We start from the raw sequence: 20,380 nt of genomic DNA on the forward strand, positions 1-20,380 counted from the left end.
GGTGATAAGCGGTTATCTTAACGCACCAATGTTTCTATCTGTTGTACTAATGTACCATTATGTAAATACAAAAGGAAGTGGTCAGCGATTATATATTCATTATTTTAAATATAATAAAAATAGGCCGATAAGTGAATAACTTACCGGCCTAACTGTAATAATTGAAAATAATTAAATGATACTCGCGCTAATAATTAATCGATTGGTTTTAGTTCTAGCTCTACAGCACGCTTGACGGCAGGTCTCTCAGCGATTTTCTTCGCCCAACGCTGTATGTGTTTGTAGTCTTGTACTTGTAAAAACTCTGCCGCATCGTATAGCTTACCGAGTACCAACTGCCCATACCATGCCCAAATGATCATATCGGCAATATTATAATCAGCCTCATCATTACCGCATAAATACTCACTGTCTTTTAGATGAGTATCTAATACATCAAGCTGACGTTTAGTCTCCATGGTGTAACGATTAATTGGATACTCTAATGGCTCTGGTGCATAGGCATAAAAATGTCCGAAGCCGCCACCTAAGAAAGGCGCACTACCCATTTGCCACATGATCCACGACAGACAATCCGCTCGCGCTTTTCCTGGTGACAAAGGTAGGAATTTGTCAAACTTTTCTGCCAGATACATTAAAATCGCGCCCGACTCAAAAAGAGCAATCGGCTCACCAGCGGTATCAGTAGAATGATCGACTAACGCTGGGATTTTTGAGTTGGGGTTAATCGCTACAAATCCTGAGCCAAACTGTTCACCTTGCGAAATATCAATTTTATAAGCATCATACTCAGCACCGCTAATACCAAGCTCTGCCAGCTCTTCTAATAATATATTTACTTTGACGCCATTGGGTGTGTTCAGTGAGTATAGCTGTAACGGAGCATCGCCTACTGGTAGCTCTTTATCATAACGAGCGCCAGAGGTTGGGCGGTTGATGCTTGCGAACTTACCGCCGTTGTCTTTGTCTTGTGTCCAAATTTTGGGCGGTACATATTTATCGTTTTGTGTGTCACTGGTCGATGCATTACTCATAAAATATCCTTAGTGATTATTGCCATTATTTTTGGTTATATTAGCTTTTACTTATCTTAGTACTGTTTTTCTTGATAGCCATGCTAATCATTCTATCAATTGCTATGCTATTTGTTAGCTAGGCTTTACTATAACGATAACCTCTGCTGATATTAAAGTCTTCTCTTGTAATCAATGTTACGATTTTGCTGTGATTAATGACATACCACTCAATGACCCAAGCCCACCATAATGCTTCGTTACCTTGAGGCACTTTAATTACCCTCTAAGCTTTCTTATACTACTCAACTTATATCGCGCAATCTGTCCGTAAAGACGCGAACCTCCCGATTTTATAATAAGATATCCAATGGGATTGACATGCTGACGCTCACCCCAACCCAAAATAAATACCTACCCTATGTCCTAGCGGTAGCGTTATTTATGCAAATTTTAGATGCCACTATTTTGAACACCGCATTGCCACAAATGGCATTAGCGTTGGATGAATCACCGTTAAAAATGCAATGGGCCGTTATCAGCTATGCGCTCACCTTAGCAATTTTTATCCCAATTAGCGGGTTTTTGGCAGATAAGTATGGTACACGCCGTGTTTTCTTATCAGCCATTGTGGTATTTTGCGTGGGCTCACTACTATGCGCTATGGCCTCTACGTTAAATTTTTTGGTCATCTCACGAGTGATACAAGGCATTGGTGGTGCCATGATGACTCCGGTTGGACGCTTGATTTTGGTCAAGTCCTACCCACGTAACCAGTTGCTAACGGTGATGAATTTTGCAGTAATTCCTGCTTTGGTCGCGCCATTGGTTGGACCTTTGCTTGGCGGTTATTTAGTGCAATATGCCAGCTGGCATTGGATATTTTTGATCAATATTCCGATGGGTGTGGTGGGTTTTTTGATTGGCAAAAAACTAATACCAGCACTATTTGGCGACAAACAATCGCTAGACTGGCTGGGTTTTGGGCTGTTTGCATTGGGTGCATGCGCGTTGACGTTAGCCGTTGAGATGGGTTCAAAAGTGGGCCACGGTTACAATGCACTATTGCTAGCTGCCGCATCGATTGGTTTTTTACTGGCGTATGTATGGCATGCCAAACGCCATGTTGCGCCGCTATTTTCTTTGACACTCTTTAATGTGCCTACCTTTCGAATCGGTATTATTGGTAATCTCTCGACAAGAATTGGTATCAGTGCCGTGCCTTTTTTATTACCATTACTATTACAAGTCGTGTTTGAATACACCCCTTCGCAGGCAGGTTGGCTGCTTGCTCCTATTGCCGTTGGTGCGCTTGGGATAAAACCTTTTGTCAGCAAAATTATTCAGCGTTACAGCTACCGCGTGGTATTGGTATACAACACCCTTATTTTGGGTTTACTGATCATTGTACTAGGACTGTTCTCAGATGCGGCGCAGTGGCCATGGATGATCCCGGTGCTGATTGTGATTGGTGTGTGTAACTCAATCCAGTTCAGTGCCATGAATACCATCACTATCGGCGATCTACAAGGGGCACAGACCAGTAGTGGCAACAGCTTAATGGCCGTCAATCAGCAAATGGCAATCGGCTTGGGTATTGCCTTTGGTGCCGCACTGCTCAACTTGTTACGTGAGCGGTTTCAAATTGATACCCTACTTGCTTTTCAGGTCACTTATTGGATATTGGGCGGCTTTACCATTCTCTCAGGATTGGGCTTTTTACGGTTAAAACCAGAAGATGGGCGTGGTTTGTACTAACTACCGCGGTAAATACTCAAAAGTTGATTGCCGCATATAAGCCTTTAGTGGTTTTTAAACATAAAAAAGCCAGTGTGTGTTTTGGTGAAAAACCAATCACACGCTGGCAAGTTTGCTTCATTGCTAACTGAGACGAATGCTAATTAAGACAAATTATTTATGGCGCGTCATCATCACTGATTTGTGATTGTATATAGCGTTCTGCACCCATACTTTCGAGCAAATCTTCTTGCGTCTCTAGCCAATCTTGATATTCTTCATTACCATCTTTTAGCGTAACTAGTAGGTGGCGAGACACATAGTCAGACTTTGTCTCGCATAGGGTGATTGCATCCGTAATGATGCTGAATTTTTGTTTTTCTAAACGCAAGTTGCACTCAATGACTTCGGGCACATCTTCACCGACCAATACCTTACCCAATTCCTGTAAGTTAGGTAAACCACCTAACAGCAAGATACGCGCAATCAAATCATCTGACCATTTCATCTCAGCAATAGACTGCTTATAAAGTGAGTCGTTAAGCGCTTCCAAGCCCCAATGACGGGCAATACGTGCGTGCAAGAAATACTGGTTAATCGCAATTAATGATTGACCAAGTACCTTGTTTAATGCACGAATGACCTCTTTATCCCCTTTCATGATCTCTCTCCCTTTCATATTTATACTAAATGCTATATTTTTTTATTCGTATCTGTGATGATATCAAACAAGATTAGGAGTGACTTCAGCCATCTGGGTTTGTAGATAATTAGGCAGACCAATCATGTCAATTAAGCGCAACTGTTGTTCAAGCCAATGCGCATGGTCTTCTTCAGTATCTTTTAGCTGCTCAACGAGCATCTCACGTGTGACATAGTCGTGCTCTGCTTCACAAAGCGCAATGCCTTCTTTTAGATGTTTCTGTACTTTATATTCTAAATCAAGGTCAATTTGCAACATCTCAGGGACAGTGCTGCCGATATTGATTGTATCAACCGTCATTTTTGGCGTACCACTTAGCATCAGGATACGACGGATAATTGCTTGTGCGTGTAGTGTCTCATCTTCCATTTCATGATGGATACGATCATACAGTTTGCCATAATGCCATTCAGCATACATCTCTGAATGGATAAAATACTGGTCACGTGCAGCCAGCTCGCCGCCTAACAAGAAATTCAAATAATCAATGACTTTTTGACTGCCTATCATAATGTACACTCCTCTATTTATTTTTTACAGACCATTATATATTCACATTTTTACATATAAAGACAGCGGAATCGGTAAACTGATCAGTAAAGGGTCAAATCAACAAAACGTCTTACAATCTTAGACAGATATAGTAGCATACAGTCGCTGCATGGCATGTAATGTTGTGAACTAAGAATAAGATGCTAATTGAGAATTGTAATTAGCTACAGTTGTCAGTCACGATACTTGATACAAATTGATAGCAGCGATGTTGGCGTATCGATGAGGTTATATGGACGCCTGCAACCTACTCCTTATGTATAATGAAAGAATAGATGCAAGATATTGAATATATTTGGTTAGATTAGAGACAATATCGACTAAGCTGAAAGTAGTTATACTGCATACGCTAAGACATCGAGTGCTGCATGATGCTCGTCCAAGTAGTCATTGACCATAGGCTCACAGCATCCACAGCAAGTTGCAACGTCGAGGGTGTCTTTTAGACCATCGAGGGTATCTACACCAGAAGCAATGGCTGCTTTGATTTGCTTTTCTTTGACGTTATTACAGATACATACGTACATGGATTGGCTCCTCTGATTACCACTATTTGATAGCGACTACTTGCTCAGCATCACGCTGATTACATGCAGTATAATAACGATAATTGTTATCATTTTCAATAACATTCGGAACATTTTTTGGTCGTGATGGTACTGTTGTATTTCGCACCATTCATCTATGTAAGTGGATATAAGCGTCCATGTAACCGAATATTGTAGAAGGTAGTAAATTAACGATGAACTGTAATTTTGCTTATTTTTTAATCGATTTTCTAGATAACTGCTGTTATATTGAACCCCTATAAACGAAGTCCATTGGAATTTTCCTATGTCTGATAATAATTTTACGATACGACCTATTGATTTGTTCAAAGTCTTATCTGATCCAACACGCCTAAAAATATTTCAAATTCTTTTTAAAAAAGAAGCACGTTGCGTGGGTGATTTGGTAGACATGCTTGATCAACCGCAACCAACGATATCGCGTCATTTGAACCATTTGAAAAAACTGGGTATCTTAAGCTGTGTGCGTGACGGTACATGGATGTGGTACGAAGTCGCTGATGACTTACCAAAATGGTGTCAAGACATCTTGAATATCACTTATGATCAACTTTCTCCAAGTGATTCAGATAAAGATGAATCGAGACTTGCTTAAATGTTATGGATAGACAAGTGTAGTTCATTGCACTCTGTACGATTCAATAAGCCAAAAAAAATCCTACTTAGGTAGGATTTTTTTTGGCTTATCAATTATGAATGGCAGTGAGATAAAAGCTAAGCCGCTAAGCCAAATCTAAGAAGTCGCTGATAAAGGCATTGGCTGGATGGTGTATCAGCTCCTCTGACGTCCCTACCTGCTCTACTCGACCTTGATTCATTACAACGATCTCGTCCGATACGGCGCGGGCTTCTTCTTGATCATGGGTCACCATGATACTTGTGATACCAAGCTCGTGGTGGATGTTCTTTAGCCATGTGCGTAGCTCTTTACGTACTTTGGCATCTAACGCACCAAATGGCTCATCCAGCAATAACAGCTTTGGCTTTACCGCAAGTGCCCGTGCCAGTGCAATCCGCTGACGCTGACCACCTGATAGTTGGTGCGGATATGCATTGGCAACTTGTGGGAGCTGTACCAGATCTAGCAGCTCTGCTACGCGCTTATTGATATCCGCTTTGCTAGGACGTTCATTCTTTGGTAGCAACGTCAATCCAAAGGCCACATTATCCGCAATGTTCTTATGACGGAATAACGCGTAATGCTGAAACATAAAGCCAATATGACGCTTCTGTACTGGCGTATTGGTAACATCCAGCTCATCAAACAGTACCTGTCCAGAGTCGGCATATTCCAGACCCGCAATGATACGTAGCAATGTGGTCTTACCGCAGCCTGATGGACCTAGCAACGTCGTCAGCTTGCCAGTTGGCACGGTAATATTGATATTGTCTAAAGCCGTAAAGTCACCAAATTTTTTATTAACGTTGCGAATCTCAATGCTCATAATGGTATCTCTTATAATATCTTTTGTCGTATTGAGACTGATGTCTTAACGACTGTGTCAATATGATTGAACAACCCTGAATACTTATCAAACAACTTATAGCTTACTAGCACTCTCAGCCGTTGACGTCGTCGCATTGGCACTCACTGGTAGCTCAGGGGCAGCCGCCAAACGTTCAGACTTGGCAAATTTGCGCTCTTGCATTTTGGTCATGACTTGCTGAATCAGTAGTGTCACTAAGGCAAGGGCGGCAAGTAAGCTCGATAAGGCAAATGCAGCGGTAAAGTTATAATCATTATAGGCAATCTCAACCAACAGCGGCATGGTATTGGTCTCGCCGCGAATGTGACCAGATACCACACTGACCGCACCAAACTCGCCCATCGCACGTGCATTGGTCAAAATCAAACCATATAGCAGCGCCCATTTAATATTAGGCAATGTCACATGCCAAAAGGTCTGCCAACCAGTCGCGCCCAAGGTTAATGCGGCTTGCTCCTCAGAGTCGCCTTGTGTTTGCATCAATGGTATTAGCTCACGTGCAACAAACGGAAAGGTCACAAACAGTGTTGCCAAGACGATCCCAGGGACCGCATAAATGACCTGAAATCCCATACTCTCAAGCCAGCCGCCGATCGTAGAGTTGAGTCCAAATAACAGAACAAACATCAAACCGGCCACCACGGGCGACACAGAAAATGGTAAGTCAAGAAGCGTTGTCACCAGCTGCTTACCTTTGAACTGATAGCGCGTGACTAACCATGCAATCGCAATACCCATCACCATATTGATTGGCAAAACAATCGCCGCTGTGATCAACGTCAGTTTGATTGCCTGCAATGCTTCAGGATCAACCAATGACGCAAGATATAACTGCCAGCCGTTTTTAAAAGCCTCATAAAACACAGCCAATAATGGCACCACCAGCATTAGGACCATAAACAGCACAGCGATCACAATAAAGGTGCGGCGTATCCATGGCGTGTCTTTGGTCGCAGCATTGCTTTGGTAGTCGTAGCTATTAGATATTTGCATATTAGCGAGCTCCCACGCGGCGCGACAGTTTCCACTGCATGATATTGATGGTCAATAAAATTACAAACGATATAAGTAGCATAAACAGCGCAACCGCAGAAGCACCTTGAATATCGAACTGCTCAAGTTTACTGATAATGATGAGTGGCAAAATCTCAGATTGCATCGGAATATTACCCGCGATAAAAATAACGGAGCCATACTCGCCAGTAGCACGGGCAAACATCATACCTGCGCCCATCAGTAAAGCAGGCAGTAGCTCTGGTAAAATTACCTTACGAAAGGTGGTTAAGCGATTGGCACCTAATACGGCTGCGGCTTCTTCAAACTCAACCGATAGCTCTGCGAGTACAGGCTGTACTGCACGGACGATAAAGGGAAAGCTCACCACAACCAATGCTAGCCAAATACCTATCGGCGTAAAGGCGACCTGAATATCAAATTTAGCGAACCATTGACCAATCAAGCCATTAGGTGCGTACAGTGTCGCAAGTGAGATGCCCGTCACTGCTGTTGGTAAAGCGAACGGCAAATCAACCAAGGCATTAATCAGTGACTTACCCCAAAACTCATAACGCACTAGCACCCACGCGACAAGCGTACCAAAGACCATATTGGTCAGCATCGCTAAAAACGACATCCATAAGCTGAGCTTAATTGCAGCAGTGACTTGCGGCTGGGTGATGGTTTCCCAAAAACCCGTCCAACCCATCTGAGTTGTGGTATAGGCCATCATGGCAAACGGTAGCACCACTAGTAATGATAAGCTAAAGACAGTGATGCCCATGCTCAGACCAAACCCAGGTAGCACATTGCGCTGACGCAAGCGTGTCAACCACCCTTTTTTGTTGGTGGGTTTGCTGGCAGAAGAAGATGTTGCACTCATAGTGATGTCCTATTGCCTAACTGATGGTACTTAGCGAGGGTGCTCACCGTAAGACCATTATTATCACAACTGTTATTAAAATTATTATTGGTCGGCTTACAATATAAAGGACATAGTGCGTACGACCATGTCCTTTATGGGGTGCTTCATGACTGACTGTACGATTAACTGCTGCGACCAGTTTCAGTGGTTAGCGCAGTAGCGGCTCTTATATACGTAGCAGGCAATTACTGCGGCGCATTAACAGCCAACTGATCAAACACCCCGCCATCACTGAAGTAAGTGCTCATGATTTCATCCCATGTGCCAAAGGCATCGTTCGGGCGGAAAGTCTCAACAGGTGGCAATTTGTCACTGTTTTTGTCAAGAACGCTCTTAACGCTAGGACGCAGATATAAATCGGCTGCTAGTTGCTGAGCAGGCTCACTCCATAAATAATCAAGATACGCTTTGGCCGCGTCTGTAGTACCTTTTTTGTCTGTTACCGTCTTCACAACTGCCACAGGGCTTTCTGATTTGATTGAGTATTTTGGATAAACGATATCTACTTGACCTGCGCCAAAATCAGTCGCTGCAAGGTTGGCCTCGTTCTCAAACGTGACCAAAACATCACCAATACCGCGCTGAACGAAAGTCGTCGTTGCTGCACGTCCGCCGTTTTCATAGACTTTGACATTTTTTAGCATGTCTTTGACGTAACCTTTAGCTTTTGTTTCATCTTGATTAAAAGCATGTAGACCATAACCGTATGCACCTAAGAACGCATAACGACCATTACCCGTCACCTTTGGATTGGCCATGACAATCTCAACACCGTCTTTAGTCAAATCTTCCCAATCTTTGATATTTTTTGGATTGTCTTTACGTACCAAAAATACGATCGTACTGGTAAACGGCACCGCGTTGTCAGGGAATTTGCTTTCCCAATCTGACTCAACCAAGCCTTTTTTCTCAAGTAGCTCGATATCAGAGCCTTGGTTCATAGTGGCAACATCCGCTTGTAGACCATTAGCCACAGACAATGCCTGTTTGCTTGAGCCGCCATGTGACTGCTTGATTAGAATCTTGCTGTCTGGATGCTCAGCTTTATAATGCTCAACAAACAAAGGGTTGTAGTCTTTATAGAAGTCACGTGCCACATCGTATGAGACATTGAGTAGCTCAATATTCTGCCCTTCTGTCGTCGCTGAACCGTCAGCTGCCGCCTCAGTATTCTCACTATTGCTACAGCCAGCTAAACCAAGAGTCAAAGCAACACCTGCAATACTCAAGGCACTAAGGGTTTTACTCTTTTGTTGATAATGAGCTACGTCTGTCATAAATACCTCAAAAATGTCTGTTGTGTAATGCAAGTATGCTAACAGCGCCATCTTATTATGTTTAATGATGAATATGCGTATGTTATTGCCAAAAGGGAATAACAAGCAGGCAAAGCCAATCATATCAATAATTTATGAAAAAATTCTATACGCATAACCAACTGTTTTCTAATTTCAGCACTGGATAAGGCTTATCTATCTTGTCCGTGTTTCACTAATAACGGCCAAGATAGATCATTCTACAAGCCAGAAATTAACGACTACTTAGTACTTGCCAGCTGATCAAAACGACCACCGTCTACAAAGAAAGTATCCATAATCTCTGCCCATGGGCCAAAGACGGCGACAGGCTCAAACGTTTCAATATCAGGCAATGTATCTTTATGGGCGGCAAGTATTTGCTCATCACTCGGACGCATATACATTTTTGCCATCAGCTCTTGTGCAGGCTTGTCCCACAATCCTTTTAGATAGGCACTTGCCGCTTCGGTCTTGCCCGCTTTATCAGTCACTGCCGTGACGACTGCTACTGGGTTGGCAATCTCAATCGAGTAACTGGGATAGACAATATCGACCTGACCCTTGGCAAATTGCTGAGCGGCCAAATTCGCTTCGTTTTCGGTAGTGATGAGTACATCGCCTAGGCCGCGCTGGGTAAAGCTGGTCGTCGCAGCACGTGCGCCATTGTCATAAGTGACGACATTTGCCAACAAATTTTTGATAAAGTCATTGGTTTGAACTGGGTTGTCACTGCTGTTTTCTTTAAATTGATACAAGCCATAGCCATAGGCGCCTAAGAAAGCATAACGTGCCGTCCCACTGGTCTTGGGATTGGGCGTGACCACATCGATATCGTTACGTGCTAAGTCCGACCAGTCTTGGATGTTTTTTGGGTTACCAGCACGAACCAGTAGCACCATAGTGCTGGTGTACGGCACGGCATTATTTGGTAGTGCCTGCTTCCAATCAGAAGCGACCAGACCTTTCTCAACCAGCAGGTTCATATCGCTCTCTTGGTTAAAGGTGACCACATCTGCTTGTAGTCCATTGGCAACAGATAATGCCTGCTTGCTTGAACCGCCATGCGATTGATTGATATTAACTTTGCTGTTTGGATGGGCTTTTTGATAGTCAGTGCTAAATAGCGCGTTGTAGTCTTTATAAAAGTCACGCGACACGTCGTAGGAGACATTGAGTAGATTGACATCCTGCGTCTCACCATTAGCGTTGTTTGCTGCTTCGTTTTGCGCCCCTTCGGTTGGACTACAGCCTGTCATTATGATCGCTGCTGCAAGCATACTGCTGGTGGTAAGTGCCCGCGCTTTTATATGTTTATTATTGGTTGGCTGGGTGCTAGCAATGCGGAATTTTTTTTGCATGATGCTCTCGATAAAGGTGGTAGAAGCGTTTTGTCAAAATTCTGACCATCATCACAAGGCTTACAATCATTTGAGCTTAGTTCTTTTGACTTTTACTCTGTTGATTTCGGTTTTCGGATGATGAAAGCCATGCTAGCAGCATAAATAGCAAACGCTTAGTGACGAATCCGCTTATCAAGTCCTGATGTTGGCATAAGCACTTAGCATATGCTTTTAGGAAATTATGGGAAACGTGAGGTAAATCATTGCAGGCAGGCTTATTAAATAGACTATAATTTAGCTAGGCTGTACCATCATTCTATATGGTAGGGCCCAAGCGCCAATGCTATATTCATTTTACCGTCTTATTTAACCAAAGGCCTTTTTATGACTCTTTCGTCCCATCGCTTTCATTCTGTTGCAGCATTAACATTGATGGCCTCTGCCCTAGCTGCCGTAACGGGTTGTCATAACGTGACGCCCACGGTGAAGAATTCTGCGCACAGTGCTGTAGCAGTTCATTCAATTCCAGTAGACGTTATCAGTGATGTTATGAAAGACTATATTTCTGGTGATTATGCTTCTGCAGATTATGACAAACGCGCACAAGGATATGACTGGGTTGGCGTCATGGTACGTGCAGAGAGTGACCAACAAATTGATATAAAAATTCGCTCACGCAGCGATATCAAAAAACAGACTTGTCAGTTTGATGGTAAGGCGATATTAATGGGGCAAGACGCGGCACACGGTACGATTTTTCAGGCGCAGGCAAATGACAGTACCATCTTTTTTCAATTTAAAGACAATATGCTGATGATTGATAGCCCAGATACGTATGCGCTGAATTATTTTTGCTCAGGTGGTGCCTCACTTGCGGGAGAATATCAAAAACTGGCAGAAGATTTAGAGATTTGATAGCTCACGCTAACTGAGGTGAAAGATGCTAGAAATGATGAACATAAAAAAGGTGTCAGACTAATTGTCCGACACCTTTTTTATTATTGATTTAGCACTGATTTTTTATGCTGACACGCTCGAGCTTATACCGCAGATGCACCCGTGAGTTTGACCTCAGCACGTTCTTCACGAGCGATGCTACCGTAATAGTTACGCAGTATCTCAAGCACTTCTGGACGGCTAAAGTTCTCTGGTACTTCCATATCTTCTGATAGCGCTTTACGCAGCTTAGTGCCAGATACTTTGACATGCTCAGAGGCGTCATGCGGGCAAGTCTTGTCCGATGCCATCGCGTTACACGCATTACACCAGAACGTCCAACCAATTTTTAGCGGCTGGGTGATGAGGTCATCTTTGCCAACCTGTTCAAAAATGGTTTGGGCATCAAACGCACCGTAGTAATCGCCCACACCAGCATGATCACGACCAACGATCAGATGGCTACAGCCATAGTTTTGGCGGAATAACGCATGCAATAAGGCTTCACGTGGACCAGCATAGCGCATATCTAATGGATAACCCGCTTGAATGACCGTGTCTTGCTTGAAGTAATTATCAATCAGGGTTTTGATGGCTTCTTGACGTACTTCTGCTGGAATGTCACCTGGTTTTAGTGCGCCGAGCAATGAATGAATCATGACACCATCGCAGATCTCAATTGCGATTTTGGCCAAATACTCATGTGAGCGGTGCATTGGGTTACGCGTTTGGAACGCCGCCACAGTCTTCCAGTCTTTCTTTTCAAAGATTTCACGCGTTTGCGCGGGCGTTTTATAGATACCAGGATAACGCGTTGGGAACTCGCCCTCGCTCAGTACTTCTACGCTACCTGCAATATTGACATCATCTTGATCCAACACTTGCTGGACGCCTGGATGCTCTGGATCTGTGGTGGTAAATACTTGCTGACACTCATGTTCTTTATCAATGGTATAGGTCTCTTCTACCGTCAAGATGCCCATGACTTCGCCATCTTTGGCAACCAATGCCACTTTGTCGCCTTGACTCAAACTATCCGCTGTCGCCTTTGGTGCAGATAACGTGATCGGAATTGGCCAAAACAAACCTTCATTATCACCGCTTTGCAAGCGCATGTTATCAACCACACCTTGCCAGTTGGCTTTATTCATAAAACCATTAAGTGGCGTAAAGCCGCCAATACCGAACATGATCAGGTCACCACGCTCGCGTGAGCTTAAGGTAATGGTTGGCAAGGTGCTGGCAAGCTCTAATGCTTGCTCGCGTGCGTCGCCTTCTAACAACAGTGGTTTAAGCTCGGCACTGCCATGTGGTGGAACCAGCTTTGATTTTGATTGGCTTTGGCTTGGGTTCTGAATCTGGGTCTGAGACATATAGTTATTAAAACCTCTTATTAGAAAGAATGGTCGAGAAAGATAATCAACAAAGTAAGCGGCTGATAAGTCAGCCACCAATAAATGATAATAAGAATAAAGCGCGAACGATCAGGCGTTAAATTTGATAAGCATAGGCTACCTAACTTTCGTTATGAAAATTTATGCTGTGTTTGGATATGGATATGTCTGAAAGGAATTTATGTTTATAGATAGAAGCTTATATGATGTGACCCTGAATTGTTTAAATTGCGATTTGTGGTTCACCTACGAGCACAGATATTAGATTGCTTCCATCGCTGCTTTTAAGACTAAAAACAAAACTGAGATTACGTCATGTATCAATATAATTACGCTGACCAGACGTTGGTAGAGGAACGAGTTGCCCAATTTCGCGACCAAACCGCACGATTTCTAGCGGGTGAGCTGCCAGAAGAGCAGTATTTGCCACTGCGATTGCAAAACGGTCTGTATATTCAGCGTTATGCGCCGATGCTCCGTATCGCCATTCCTTACGGACTACTTGCCAGCTATCAGTTGCGCAAATTGGCAGAGATTACCCGCAAGTACGATAAAGGTTATGGGCACATGACTACCCGTACCAATATCCAGCTGAACTGGCCAAAACTAGAAGAAGTGCCAGACATTTTGGCAGAATTGGCAACGGTACAGATGCATGCCATCCAAACCTCGGGCAACTGTATTCGTAATACCACAACGGATCCTTATGCGGGTATCCATAAAGAAGAAATCGCTGATCCACGTCCTTATTGCGAAATCATTCGTCAGTGGTCAACCTTCCACCCTGAGTTTGCTTTTTTACCGCGCAAATTTAAAATCGCAGTCATCGGTACCGAAGCGGATCGTGCGGCAACGCAAGTCCATGATGTGGGTCTGCACGTCGTTACCAATGACGCAGGCGAGCTTGGCTTTGAAGTGATCGTTGGGGGTGGCTTAGGACGTACGCCTATTATCGGTAAAACGATTCGCAAATTCTTACCGCGTGAGCATTTACTCAGCTATCTCGATGCCATTTTGCGCGTTTATAACTTGCATGGTCGCCGTGATAACAAGTACAAAGCCCGTATCAAGATTTTGGTTGATAGCTTAGGCGGCAATCAGTTTGCCAAGTTGGTGGATGCTGAGTGGGAAGCACATACTAAAGATGGTCCACTTACCTTGACTGAAGACAATTTTGACACCGCTGCTAGCTACTTTAGCATGCCTGATTATCAGTCATTTGATGCGCTCGCAGTACAGTCTGAGCTACAACAACAACTAAACGCTGATAAAGACTTTGCCAATTGGTATAACCAGAACACCGTCGCACATAAAGTGGATGGCTACCGTGCGGTCGTGATTTCTTTAAAAGCCGGATTGGTGGACGGTCGTTATGTGCCCTCAGGTGACTTGAGTGATGCGCAAATGGACGCCCTTGCCGATCTGTCTGATCGTTATAGTTTTGGTGAGTTACGTGGTACGTATCAGCAAAATCTGGTATTCGCTGATGTGCAAACCAATGAGCTTTATGAATTGTGGCAGCAGCTGTCAGACCTGCATTTAGCACGCGCCAATATCAACACCTTAACCGACATGATTGTCTGCCCAGGTTGGGATTATTGCTCACTGGCCAATGCCACTACGCATAATATTGCTGAGCAAATCGAAAAGCAGTTTGATGATCTAGATTACTTATATGATCTTGGTGATATTCGCCTAAACATGTCAGGCTGTATGAATGCCTGCGCCCATCATCACACAGGTGATATCGGTATTCTGGGTGTGGATAAAAAAGGTGAGCATTGGTATCAGATTAGCCTTGGCGGTAACTCTAGTAATGACGCCAAATTGGGCAAAATCTTAGGCAAAGCGGTGCCAGCGGATGATGTGGCCAGCACCTTACAAACCATTTTAGATGTTTATCTCGATATACGCGGCACTAACGAACAAGATGTTGAGGGTTTTGGTGACGTGATTGATCGCGTTGGTATCGCCCCCTTTAAGGAGAAGGTCTATGGCTAATCATCATGTGCTCGATAGCCATGGCGCAGACATCAGTGGCGAAGATACTTGGCAAGCGCTAGCGACAGCGCAACTGCCTGATGGTATCGCGTTATCAAACCTGACCTTGCTTGAACTGTTACACAAGCAAGAAAAAGTCGATGTACTCGTACCATTAGCAGATTTATTGAATGCTGATGGCAAACTGGCAAACGGTTTGCTAGAGCAAGTATTGGACATCCTCAAGCAGCACAGCAGCCGATTGGGTGTGTGGATCACGTCCAACACCGATGCTGATGATCTGCCTGATGTAAAAGACTTTTTATTGACGCAAGACTTGATCGTGATTCATGTCCCAAGTTTTGTGGATGGTCGCGGTTTTAGTTTTGCACAGACCTTGCGTCAGCTTGGTTATGAAGGTGATATTCGCATGGCAGGCGCGTTTGGTCGTGACCAAATCGCTTATTTGCTGCGCGCTGGTGCTACTAGCTTTGTACTCAATGAGCATGATGTCAACTCTAATATCAGCCAAGCCTTCACTGCCCTAGCCAGCAGCTATGATGGTCGAGACGCTTCAGCATTACCGATGTTCTCAAAAAACTAATTTTATTGTTCACTATCAAATCGCTATTTTTATATTAACAATTATTAAGGAATGTATCATGAGCCAATTACACCCAAACCTAGATATCGACCAAGCAAACCAAGATTTGCAAGGTAAATCACCTGAGCAAATCGTTGAGTGGGCACTGACGCAAGCAAAAAACCCAATCATCACCACCAATTTCCGTCCTTATGAGTCAGCGATCTTGCATTTGGTTGCCAAACAGCGTCCTGACATTACAGTATTGTGGGTAGACTCAGGTTACAATACGGATGCGACCTATCAGTTTGCTAACAAATTGATTCGTGATCTTGATCTAAACGTTGTGACTTATATCCCAAAACAAACGGCGGCACACCGTGATGCGACCATGAATGGTATCCCAGGTATCGATAATCCTCAGCATGACGAGTTCACTGAACAAGTTAAGCTTGAGCCATTCCGCCGTGCACTAGACGAGCTAAAGCCTGATGTATGGTTTAATGCCATTCGTAAAGATCAAACAGAATTCCGTCAAGGTCTTGATGTACTCAGCTTATCAAAAGACGGCGTATTAAAAGTAGCGCCATTGTTTGAAAAAACAGATGCTGATTTGGACGTTTATCTAGAAGAAAACAACCTACCAAACGAGCATGACTACTTTGATCCAACTAAGGTAGAAGAAAGCCGTGAGTGCGGATTGCATACTCAGTTATAATTTTTGATAACTGCTCACAGCATTCGTCAAAAACAAAAAAGCCCTCTCATTTTGAGAGGGCTTTTTTGTTTTACTATTAGGAAGAAACCTAAGAATCGTTTGTTATATTATTGACGACCATGTTGACAACTACTAAAGCTATTTGCGACCTAGCACCCAACCGCCGTCCATCAAAACGTTAGCGCCTTGCATATAGTTAGAATCATCAGATGCCAAAAACACGGCAAGTGCAGCAATCTCTTCAGGCTTACCAGCACGCTTGGCAGGAATACGCGCTAGACGTTCATCGTCGATACCCTCAGTCATTGGTGTTTTTATAAAACCTGGCGACAATGTATTCACTTTGATGCCTTGACTACCAAAATCAAAAGCCAACTGTTTCGAGAACCCAAGAATGGCATGTTTGGAGGTGACATAGGCTGAGCCGCCCGGTCCTGCCATCTGTGTGGCTTGCGAACCGACATTAATAATAGTGCCGCCGCCTTGCTTAATAAAATGTGGAATTACCATTTTGGAAGCCAGATAAGGCGCTTTGACATTAATCGCCATCAATTTATCGTAAAAATCTTCTTCTAGCTCAACAGCATTATTTTAGGATATGTTAGCGTGTGTTAGATAATTTATTGATTTGAGAAAGTCCTCTCATCTATTCCTATTGGCAAGAAAAATATCAATTAATATTTCAAAAACGAATATGCTAATGCCAATTCACTAGGTGAGAGTATGCCTGTGATACCTCATAATGGCGGCATCTTTCATACCTTTTCTACCCTTTATAATAAATAACTCAATATATGGTGACGCTATGAACACCTTCCCGCTATTTTTTAAATTAGAAGGCCGCAAAGTGCTCATCGTGGGCGGCGGCGAAGTGGCACTGCGTAAAGCTGACTTGCTCAGCCGTGCTGGCGCGTGCATTACGATTCTTGCGCCTGACATCAGCCATGAGATACAAGCCTTGCTCACGGATGATAAGCACGAATTTATCTACGAGAATTATAATAAGCGCTATATGTCAGGTGCACGCGTAATCATTGCCGCGACTGACGATGAAACGCTTAACCATGAGATTCATGCAGATGCGACTGAGTTAAACATCCCAGTCAATGTGGTCGATACGCCGCCATTGTGTGATTTTATCTTTCCAGCGATTATCGATCGTAATCCCATTGTGATTGGGATTTCATCAAATGGTAAAGCGCCAGTGTTGGCGCGTCTATTAAGAGCGCGCCTTGAGACCTTGATCCCGCAAGGCTACGGTAAGCTAGCCAAGTTGGCAGGGGATTTCCGTACTGAGGTAAAAGCCAAAATACCAACGCTTACTGGACGGCGGCAGTTTTGGGAGCGTGCGTTTGAAGGTCAAGTCAGCCAGCTGATGTTTGCCGGTAATGAAATGGAAGCGACTGCTCAGCTGCAAGCGGATTTAGATAGCACTGCCGCTGCTATTCATAAGACAGCCCACCCTGATGCTGCAAAAAATACAACGCCCACTCTGTCAGACGAGTCAGAAAAAAAATTACCCCCCGTTGGCGAAGTCTATATCGTTGGCGCAGGCCCTGGTGACCCAGAACTTTTGACGTTCAAAGCACTGCGTTTGATGCAGCAAGCAGATATTGTCTACTATGACGCCTTGGTATCGCCACAAGTGCTGGATCTTTGCCGCCGTGATGCGGACAAAGTTTTTGTCGGTAAAAAACGCAGTAACCATACGGTCGCGCAGCTTGGCATCAATGAGTTGTTGGTTAATAGCGCCAAAGAAGGTCGGCGTGTCGTTCGCTTAAAAGGTGGCGATCCGTTTATCTTTGGTCGCGGCGGTGAAGAGATTGAGAGCCTGCGCGCTCATGGCGTACCGTATCAGGTCGTACCAGGGATCACCGCTGCCAATGCCGCTGCGAGCTATGCGGGGATTCCACTCACTCATCGTGACTACTCACAATCCGTACGTTTTGTGACAGGATTCTTGAAAGCAGGCGCACCCAACAGTAACTTTAAAAACTTCTTGAACACCGATGAGACGGTGGTATTTTATATGGGCTTGCATTCGCTGGCGCGCTTGACTGAAGGCCTGATAGGCGCTGGTCGTAGCGCTGATACCCCGATTGCCATTGTCTCAAATGCCAGTATGCCCAATCAGCAAGTCCTAACAGGTACGCTTGCCAGCATCGTCAGTCAGCAAGAAGTCGCTCAGCTGCCGACACCTGCTCTACTTATCATGGGCGACGTGGTCGCGCTGCATGATAACTTGGCTTGGTATAATCTACAGAATCAGCAGCACAGTCAAAACAGTGATGATATAGCTGAAAATTGGTTACGTGAAGGCTCGAGAGGTGAAGCAGTAAAACAACCCATAGACCAGCAAGCGCACGCACTATCGATGATTGCAAATCTTGCGACAAATTCAGGGGCCGATCTAGAACAACTCATTATCGATTAATCCTCTGTGTTTTATTATTACCTGTAACGCAAAGCCACCCTACCAATCATCTATTGGTAGGGTTTTCTTTTGGCAACAGAGAAAATTTCAACAATTCTTGCTAGAATGAAAGCAATCTAACCCCTGTTCTGACGTTTAATAATAAGCCAAACTATGTCCCCATCTATTGCTTCTAAATATACCTCTACTAAACCTTTAAAAATATTGCACACGTCCGATTGGCACTTGGGGCGACGTTTATATGGTCGTCTGCGTTATGAAGAGTTTGAGGCGTTTTTGCAGTGGCTACAAGACACCATTAGCGCACAGCAAGTAGATATATTGATTGTCGCAGGTGACATCTTCGATACCATGACGCCTAGCAATAAAGCTCAAGCGCTGTATTATGAGTTTTTGGGTAGGGTCTCACGCTCCTGCTGTCAGCATGTGGTCATTGTCGCAGGCAATCATGACTCACCAACATTTTTGGATGCGCCAAGCAATGTGCTCAAATTTTTGAATGTCCATGTTATTGGCACGGCTTGTGATGATTTAGAAGATGAAGTATTGGTCTTAGGCGATGATAATAACAATCCTCATTGCATCATCGCCGCTGTACCCTACCTGCGCGACCGTGATGTGCGTAGCAGTAGCGCTGGCGAGTCCGCGGATAGCAAAGATGCCAATGTTATCAGAGGTATTCGGGCCCACTATGATGCAGTAGCGAATATTGCAAAAGGACAGCAGGCAAAATTAATAAAAAGTCATCAACGGCATATCCCTATCATTGCCACAGGTCATCTATTCGCTGCTGGTGGCAAAACAACCGACGATGATGGCGTGCGCGATCTCTATGTTGGCTCACTTGGCAAAATCTCCGCCGACATGTTTGATGAGGGCTTTGATTATGTTGCTCTTGGGCATTTGCACGTACCACAGCGCGTTGGCGGTCGTGAGAGTATTCGCTACTCAGGATCACCCATCGCGATGGGCTTTGGCGAGGCAAGACAACAAAAACAAGTGCTACTTATACAATTTAGCAATTCTGAATCTTTTGATGATGATGGCTTAGGGCTAAACGTCATGCCTCAACTTGCCAGCACAGATGCTAATGTTAAAACTACCACGGTTGAAAGATCAGTAGAAAAAAATGCTAAAAAAGCACCCGTACAATCTGGTTTTATAGATGACTTGTTTGGCTTTGACAAGCCATTAGAAAATGAGGAAGTGAAAAAATATACTGCTGATGCCGCTGTCCCAAACAAAACTCTGCACTGCAATGAGGTTAATCAGATGCAAGTCACATCCCTACCCATTCCAAAATTCCAACAGCTGGCACAGATATCTGGTGACCTAACCACAATCTCGCAAACGATACAATCACTCACACCAACTGAATCTGTTTGGTTAGAGGTGGTCTATACGGGTGACGAGATTGTTAGTGATTTGCGTGAGCAAGTGCAAGCAATGGTAGAAGGATTGCCGTGTGAAGTGCTTAAGATAAAAAACACTCGTACTTATAACAAAGTGCTTAATCAACAGCAGACCTCAGAGAACTTGCAAGACTTAAATGAGATGGAAGTGTTTGAGCGCTGCTTGACGATAAATGATGTGGCTGATTCGCAAAAAGACTCGTTGCGTGATGCCTATGGTCAGATACTTTATCACTTACATCATGAAGACAAACAGGCAGAATGATATAAGTGTGAATCATTATCGCACTTCTATTTTCTATC

Annotated in this window: 17 protein-coding genes and 2 pseudogenes; 8 read left to right on the plus strand and 11 right to left on the minus strand. The window is 44.0% G+C overall.

The features are described from left to right. Positions 1-194 precede the first annotated feature (194 nt). The gene (gene yghU / locus ACHUET_RS05450; protein WP_394211309.1) at positions 195-1,034 is read right to left on the minus strand and encodes a glutathione-dependent disulfide-bond oxidoreductase; all 840 of its coding nucleotides are present in this window, start codon (positions 1,032-1,034) and stop codon (positions 195-197) included. Between the two features lie 360 nt (positions 1,035-1,394). On the opposite strand from yghU, the gene ACHUET_RS05455 reads away from it, so the two are divergent. Continuing rightward, entirely contained in the window at positions 1,395-2,771 is a 1,377-nt protein-coding gene (locus tag ACHUET_RS05455) for a DHA2 family efflux MFS transporter permease subunit (protein WP_394211311.1), read from the plus strand. A gap of 157 nt (positions 2,772-2,928) precedes the next feature. On the opposite strand, the gene bfr (ACHUET_RS05460) is transcribed toward ACHUET_RS05455, so the two are convergent. The 3 genes from bfr (ACHUET_RS05460) to ACHUET_RS05470 form a co-directional block, all read right to left on the minus strand. Beyond that, on the minus strand, positions 2,929-3,411 hold the full coding sequence (bfr, locus tag ACHUET_RS05460) for a bacterioferritin (RefSeq protein ID WP_201601076.1): 483 nt from the start codon (positions 3,409-3,411) through the stop codon (positions 2,929-2,931). A 63-nt stretch (positions 3,412-3,474) separates the two neighbouring features. Next, positions 3,475-3,963, minus strand: a complete 489-nt coding sequence (bfr, locus tag ACHUET_RS05465) for a bacterioferritin (protein WP_075107601.1) — start codon at positions 3,961-3,963, stop codon at positions 3,475-3,477. A gap of 377 nt (positions 3,964-4,340) precedes the next feature. Further along, entirely contained in the window at positions 4,341-4,532 is a 192-nt protein-coding gene (locus ACHUET_RS05470) for a (2Fe-2S)-binding protein (protein WP_075107600.1), read from the minus strand. A gap of 307 nt (positions 4,533-4,839) precedes the next feature. On the opposite strand from ACHUET_RS05470, the gene ACHUET_RS05475 reads away from it, so the two are divergent. Then, positions 4,840-5,169, plus strand: coding sequence for an ArsR/SmtB family transcription factor (locus ACHUET_RS05475; RefSeq protein WP_394211314.1), 330 nt, complete (start codon positions 4,840-4,842; stop codon positions 5,167-5,169). Between the two features lie 130 nt (positions 5,170-5,299). Here ACHUET_RS05475 and ACHUET_RS05480 read toward each other — a convergent pair. The 5 genes and pseudogenes from ACHUET_RS05480 to ACHUET_RS05500 all read right to left on the minus strand — a co-directional run. Continuing rightward, positions 5,300-6,019, minus strand: a pseudogene (locus ACHUET_RS05480) (sulfate/molybdate ABC transporter ATP-binding protein); the annotation flags it as partial. Between the two features lie 96 nt (positions 6,020-6,115). Next, positions 6,116-7,054: a sulfate ABC transporter permease subunit CysW gene (gene cysW / locus ACHUET_RS05485; protein ID WP_394211316.1), complete on the minus strand. Its 939-nt coding sequence runs from the start codon at positions 7,052-7,054 to the stop codon at positions 6,116-6,118. 1 nt (position 7,055) lies between these two features. After that, positions 7,056-7,940 carry a sulfate ABC transporter permease subunit CysT gene (gene cysT / locus ACHUET_RS05490; RefSeq protein ID WP_201548240.1) on the minus strand — a complete coding sequence of 295 codons (885 nt, stop codon included), beginning with the start codon at positions 7,938-7,940 and terminating at the stop codon, positions 7,056-7,058. Positions 7,941-8,167: 227 nt separating this feature from the next. Continuing rightward, a complete protein-coding gene (locus ACHUET_RS05495; protein WP_394211317.1) occupies positions 8,168-9,259 on the minus strand; it encodes a sulfate ABC transporter substrate-binding protein in 1,092 nt (363 codons plus the stop codon). Positions 9,260-9,519: 260 nt separating this feature from the next. Next, positions 9,520-10,638, minus strand: a complete 1,119-nt coding sequence (locus ACHUET_RS05500; RefSeq protein WP_394211319.1) for a sulfate ABC transporter substrate-binding protein — start codon at positions 10,636-10,638, stop codon at positions 9,520-9,522. A 366-nt stretch (positions 10,639-11,004) separates the two neighbouring features. Here ACHUET_RS05500 and ACHUET_RS05505 point away from each other — a divergent pair, with 366 nt between their 5' ends. Further along, the gene (locus tag ACHUET_RS05505) at positions 11,005-11,535 is read left to right on the plus strand and encodes a hypothetical protein (protein WP_394211321.1); all 531 of its coding nucleotides are present in this window, start codon (positions 11,005-11,007) and stop codon (positions 11,533-11,535) included. A gap of 125 nt (positions 11,536-11,660) precedes the next feature. Here ACHUET_RS05505 and sat read toward each other — a convergent pair whose 3' ends face one another. Next, on the minus strand, positions 11,661-12,929 hold the full coding sequence (sat, locus tag ACHUET_RS05510; protein ID WP_394211322.1) for a sulfate adenylyltransferase: 1,269 nt from the start codon (positions 12,927-12,929) through the stop codon (positions 11,661-11,663). A gap of 336 nt (positions 12,930-13,265) precedes the next feature. On the opposite strand from sat, the gene ACHUET_RS05515 reads away from it, so the two are divergent. From ACHUET_RS05515 to ACHUET_RS05525, 3 genes are read left to right on the plus strand one after another with little or no spacing between them, the layout of a single operon-like run. Next, the gene (locus tag ACHUET_RS05515; RefSeq protein WP_394211324.1) at positions 13,266-14,951 is read left to right on the plus strand and encodes a nitrite/sulfite reductase; all 1,686 of its coding nucleotides are present in this window, start codon (positions 13,266-13,268) and stop codon (positions 14,949-14,951) included. Further along, a complete protein-coding gene (locus tag ACHUET_RS05520; RefSeq protein WP_394211326.1) occupies positions 14,944-15,534 on the plus strand; it encodes a DUF934 domain-containing protein in 591 nt (196 codons plus the stop codon). Before ACHUET_RS05515 ends, ACHUET_RS05520 begins: the two co-directional genes overlap by 8 nt. A 58-nt stretch (positions 15,535-15,592) precedes the next feature. Then, the gene (locus ACHUET_RS05525; RefSeq protein WP_394211328.1) at positions 15,593-16,231 is read left to right on the plus strand and encodes a phosphoadenosine phosphosulfate reductase domain-containing protein; all 639 of its coding nucleotides are present in this window, start codon (positions 15,593-15,595) and stop codon (positions 16,229-16,231) included. A 138-nt stretch (positions 16,232-16,369) separates the two neighbouring features. On the opposite strand, the pseudogene ACHUET_RS05530 reads toward ACHUET_RS05525, so the two are convergent. Beyond that, positions 16,370-16,807, minus strand: a pseudogene (locus ACHUET_RS05530) (SDR family NAD(P)-dependent oxidoreductase); the annotation flags it as partial. Between the two features lie 229 nt (positions 16,808-17,036). On the opposite strand from ACHUET_RS05530, the gene cysG reads away from it, so the two are divergent. Together cysG and ACHUET_RS05540 are read left to right on the plus strand one after the other, a co-directional pair. Beyond that, entirely contained in the window at positions 17,037-18,665 is a 1,629-nt protein-coding gene (cysG, locus tag ACHUET_RS05535; protein WP_394211330.1) for a siroheme synthase CysG, read from the plus strand. A 153-nt stretch (positions 18,666-18,818) separates the two neighbouring features. Beyond that, positions 18,819-20,342: an exonuclease SbcCD subunit D C-terminal domain-containing protein gene (locus tag ACHUET_RS05540; protein WP_394211332.1), complete on the plus strand. Its 1,524-nt coding sequence runs from the start codon at positions 18,819-18,821 to the stop codon at positions 20,340-20,342. Positions 20,343-20,380: the final 38 nt, after the last annotated feature.

Source organism: Psychrobacter piscatorii, from assembly GCF_043641605.1.
Taxonomy (GTDB): Bacteria; Pseudomonadota; Gammaproteobacteria; order Pseudomonadales; family Moraxellaceae; genus Psychrobacter; species Psychrobacter piscatorii_C.

Excerpts from the sequence above, each read along its gene's own strand:
- yghU (WP_394211309.1), bottom strand. The coding sequence starts at position 1,034 with ATGAGTAATGCATCGACCAGTGACACACAAAACGATAAATATGTACCG.
- ACHUET_RS05455 (WP_394211311.1), top strand. The coding sequence starts at position 1,395 with ATGCTGACGCTCACCCCAACCCAAAATAAATACCTACCCTATGTCCTA.
- bfr (WP_201601076.1), bottom strand. The coding sequence starts at position 3,411 with ATGAAAGGGGATAAAGAGGTCATTCGTGCATTAAACAAGGTACTTGGT.
- bfr (WP_075107601.1), bottom strand. The coding sequence starts at position 3,963 with ATGATAGGCAGTCAAAAAGTCATTGATTATTTGAATTTCTTGTTAGGC.
- ACHUET_RS05470 (WP_075107600.1), bottom strand. The coding sequence starts at position 4,532 with ATGTACGTATGTATCTGTAATAACGTCAAAGAAAAGCAAATCAAAGCA.
- ACHUET_RS05475 (WP_394211314.1), top strand. The coding sequence starts at position 4,840 with ATGTCTGATAATAATTTTACGATACGACCTATTGATTTGTTCAAAGTC.
- cysW (WP_394211316.1), bottom strand. The coding sequence starts at position 7,054 with ATGCAAATATCTAATAGCTACGACTACCAAAGCAATGCTGCGACCAAA.
- cysT (WP_201548240.1), bottom strand. The coding sequence starts at position 7,940 with ATGAGTGCAACATCTTCTTCTGCCAGCAAACCCACCAACAAAAAAGGG.
- ACHUET_RS05495 (WP_394211317.1), bottom strand. The coding sequence starts at position 9,259 with ATGACAGACGTAGCTCATTATCAACAAAAGAGTAAAACCCTTAGTGCC.
- ACHUET_RS05500 (WP_394211319.1), bottom strand. The coding sequence starts at position 10,638 with ATGCAAAAAAAATTCCGCATTGCTAGCACCCAGCCAACCAATAATAAA.
- ACHUET_RS05505 (WP_394211321.1), top strand. The coding sequence starts at position 11,005 with ATGACTCTTTCGTCCCATCGCTTTCATTCTGTTGCAGCATTAACATTG.
- sat (WP_394211322.1), bottom strand. The coding sequence starts at position 12,929 with ATGTCTCAGACCCAGATTCAGAACCCAAGCCAAAGCCAATCAAAATCA.
- ACHUET_RS05515 (WP_394211324.1), top strand. The coding sequence starts at position 13,266 with ATGTATCAATATAATTACGCTGACCAGACGTTGGTAGAGGAACGAGTT.
- ACHUET_RS05520 (WP_394211326.1), top strand. The coding sequence starts at position 14,944 with ATGGCTAATCATCATGTGCTCGATAGCCATGGCGCAGACATCAGTGGC.
- ACHUET_RS05525 (WP_394211328.1), top strand. The coding sequence starts at position 15,593 with ATGAGCCAATTACACCCAAACCTAGATATCGACCAAGCAAACCAAGAT.
- cysG (WP_394211330.1), top strand. The coding sequence starts at position 17,037 with ATGAACACCTTCCCGCTATTTTTTAAATTAGAAGGCCGCAAAGTGCTC.
- ACHUET_RS05540 (WP_394211332.1), top strand. The coding sequence starts at position 18,819 with ATGTCCCCATCTATTGCTTCTAAATATACCTCTACTAAACCTTTAAAA.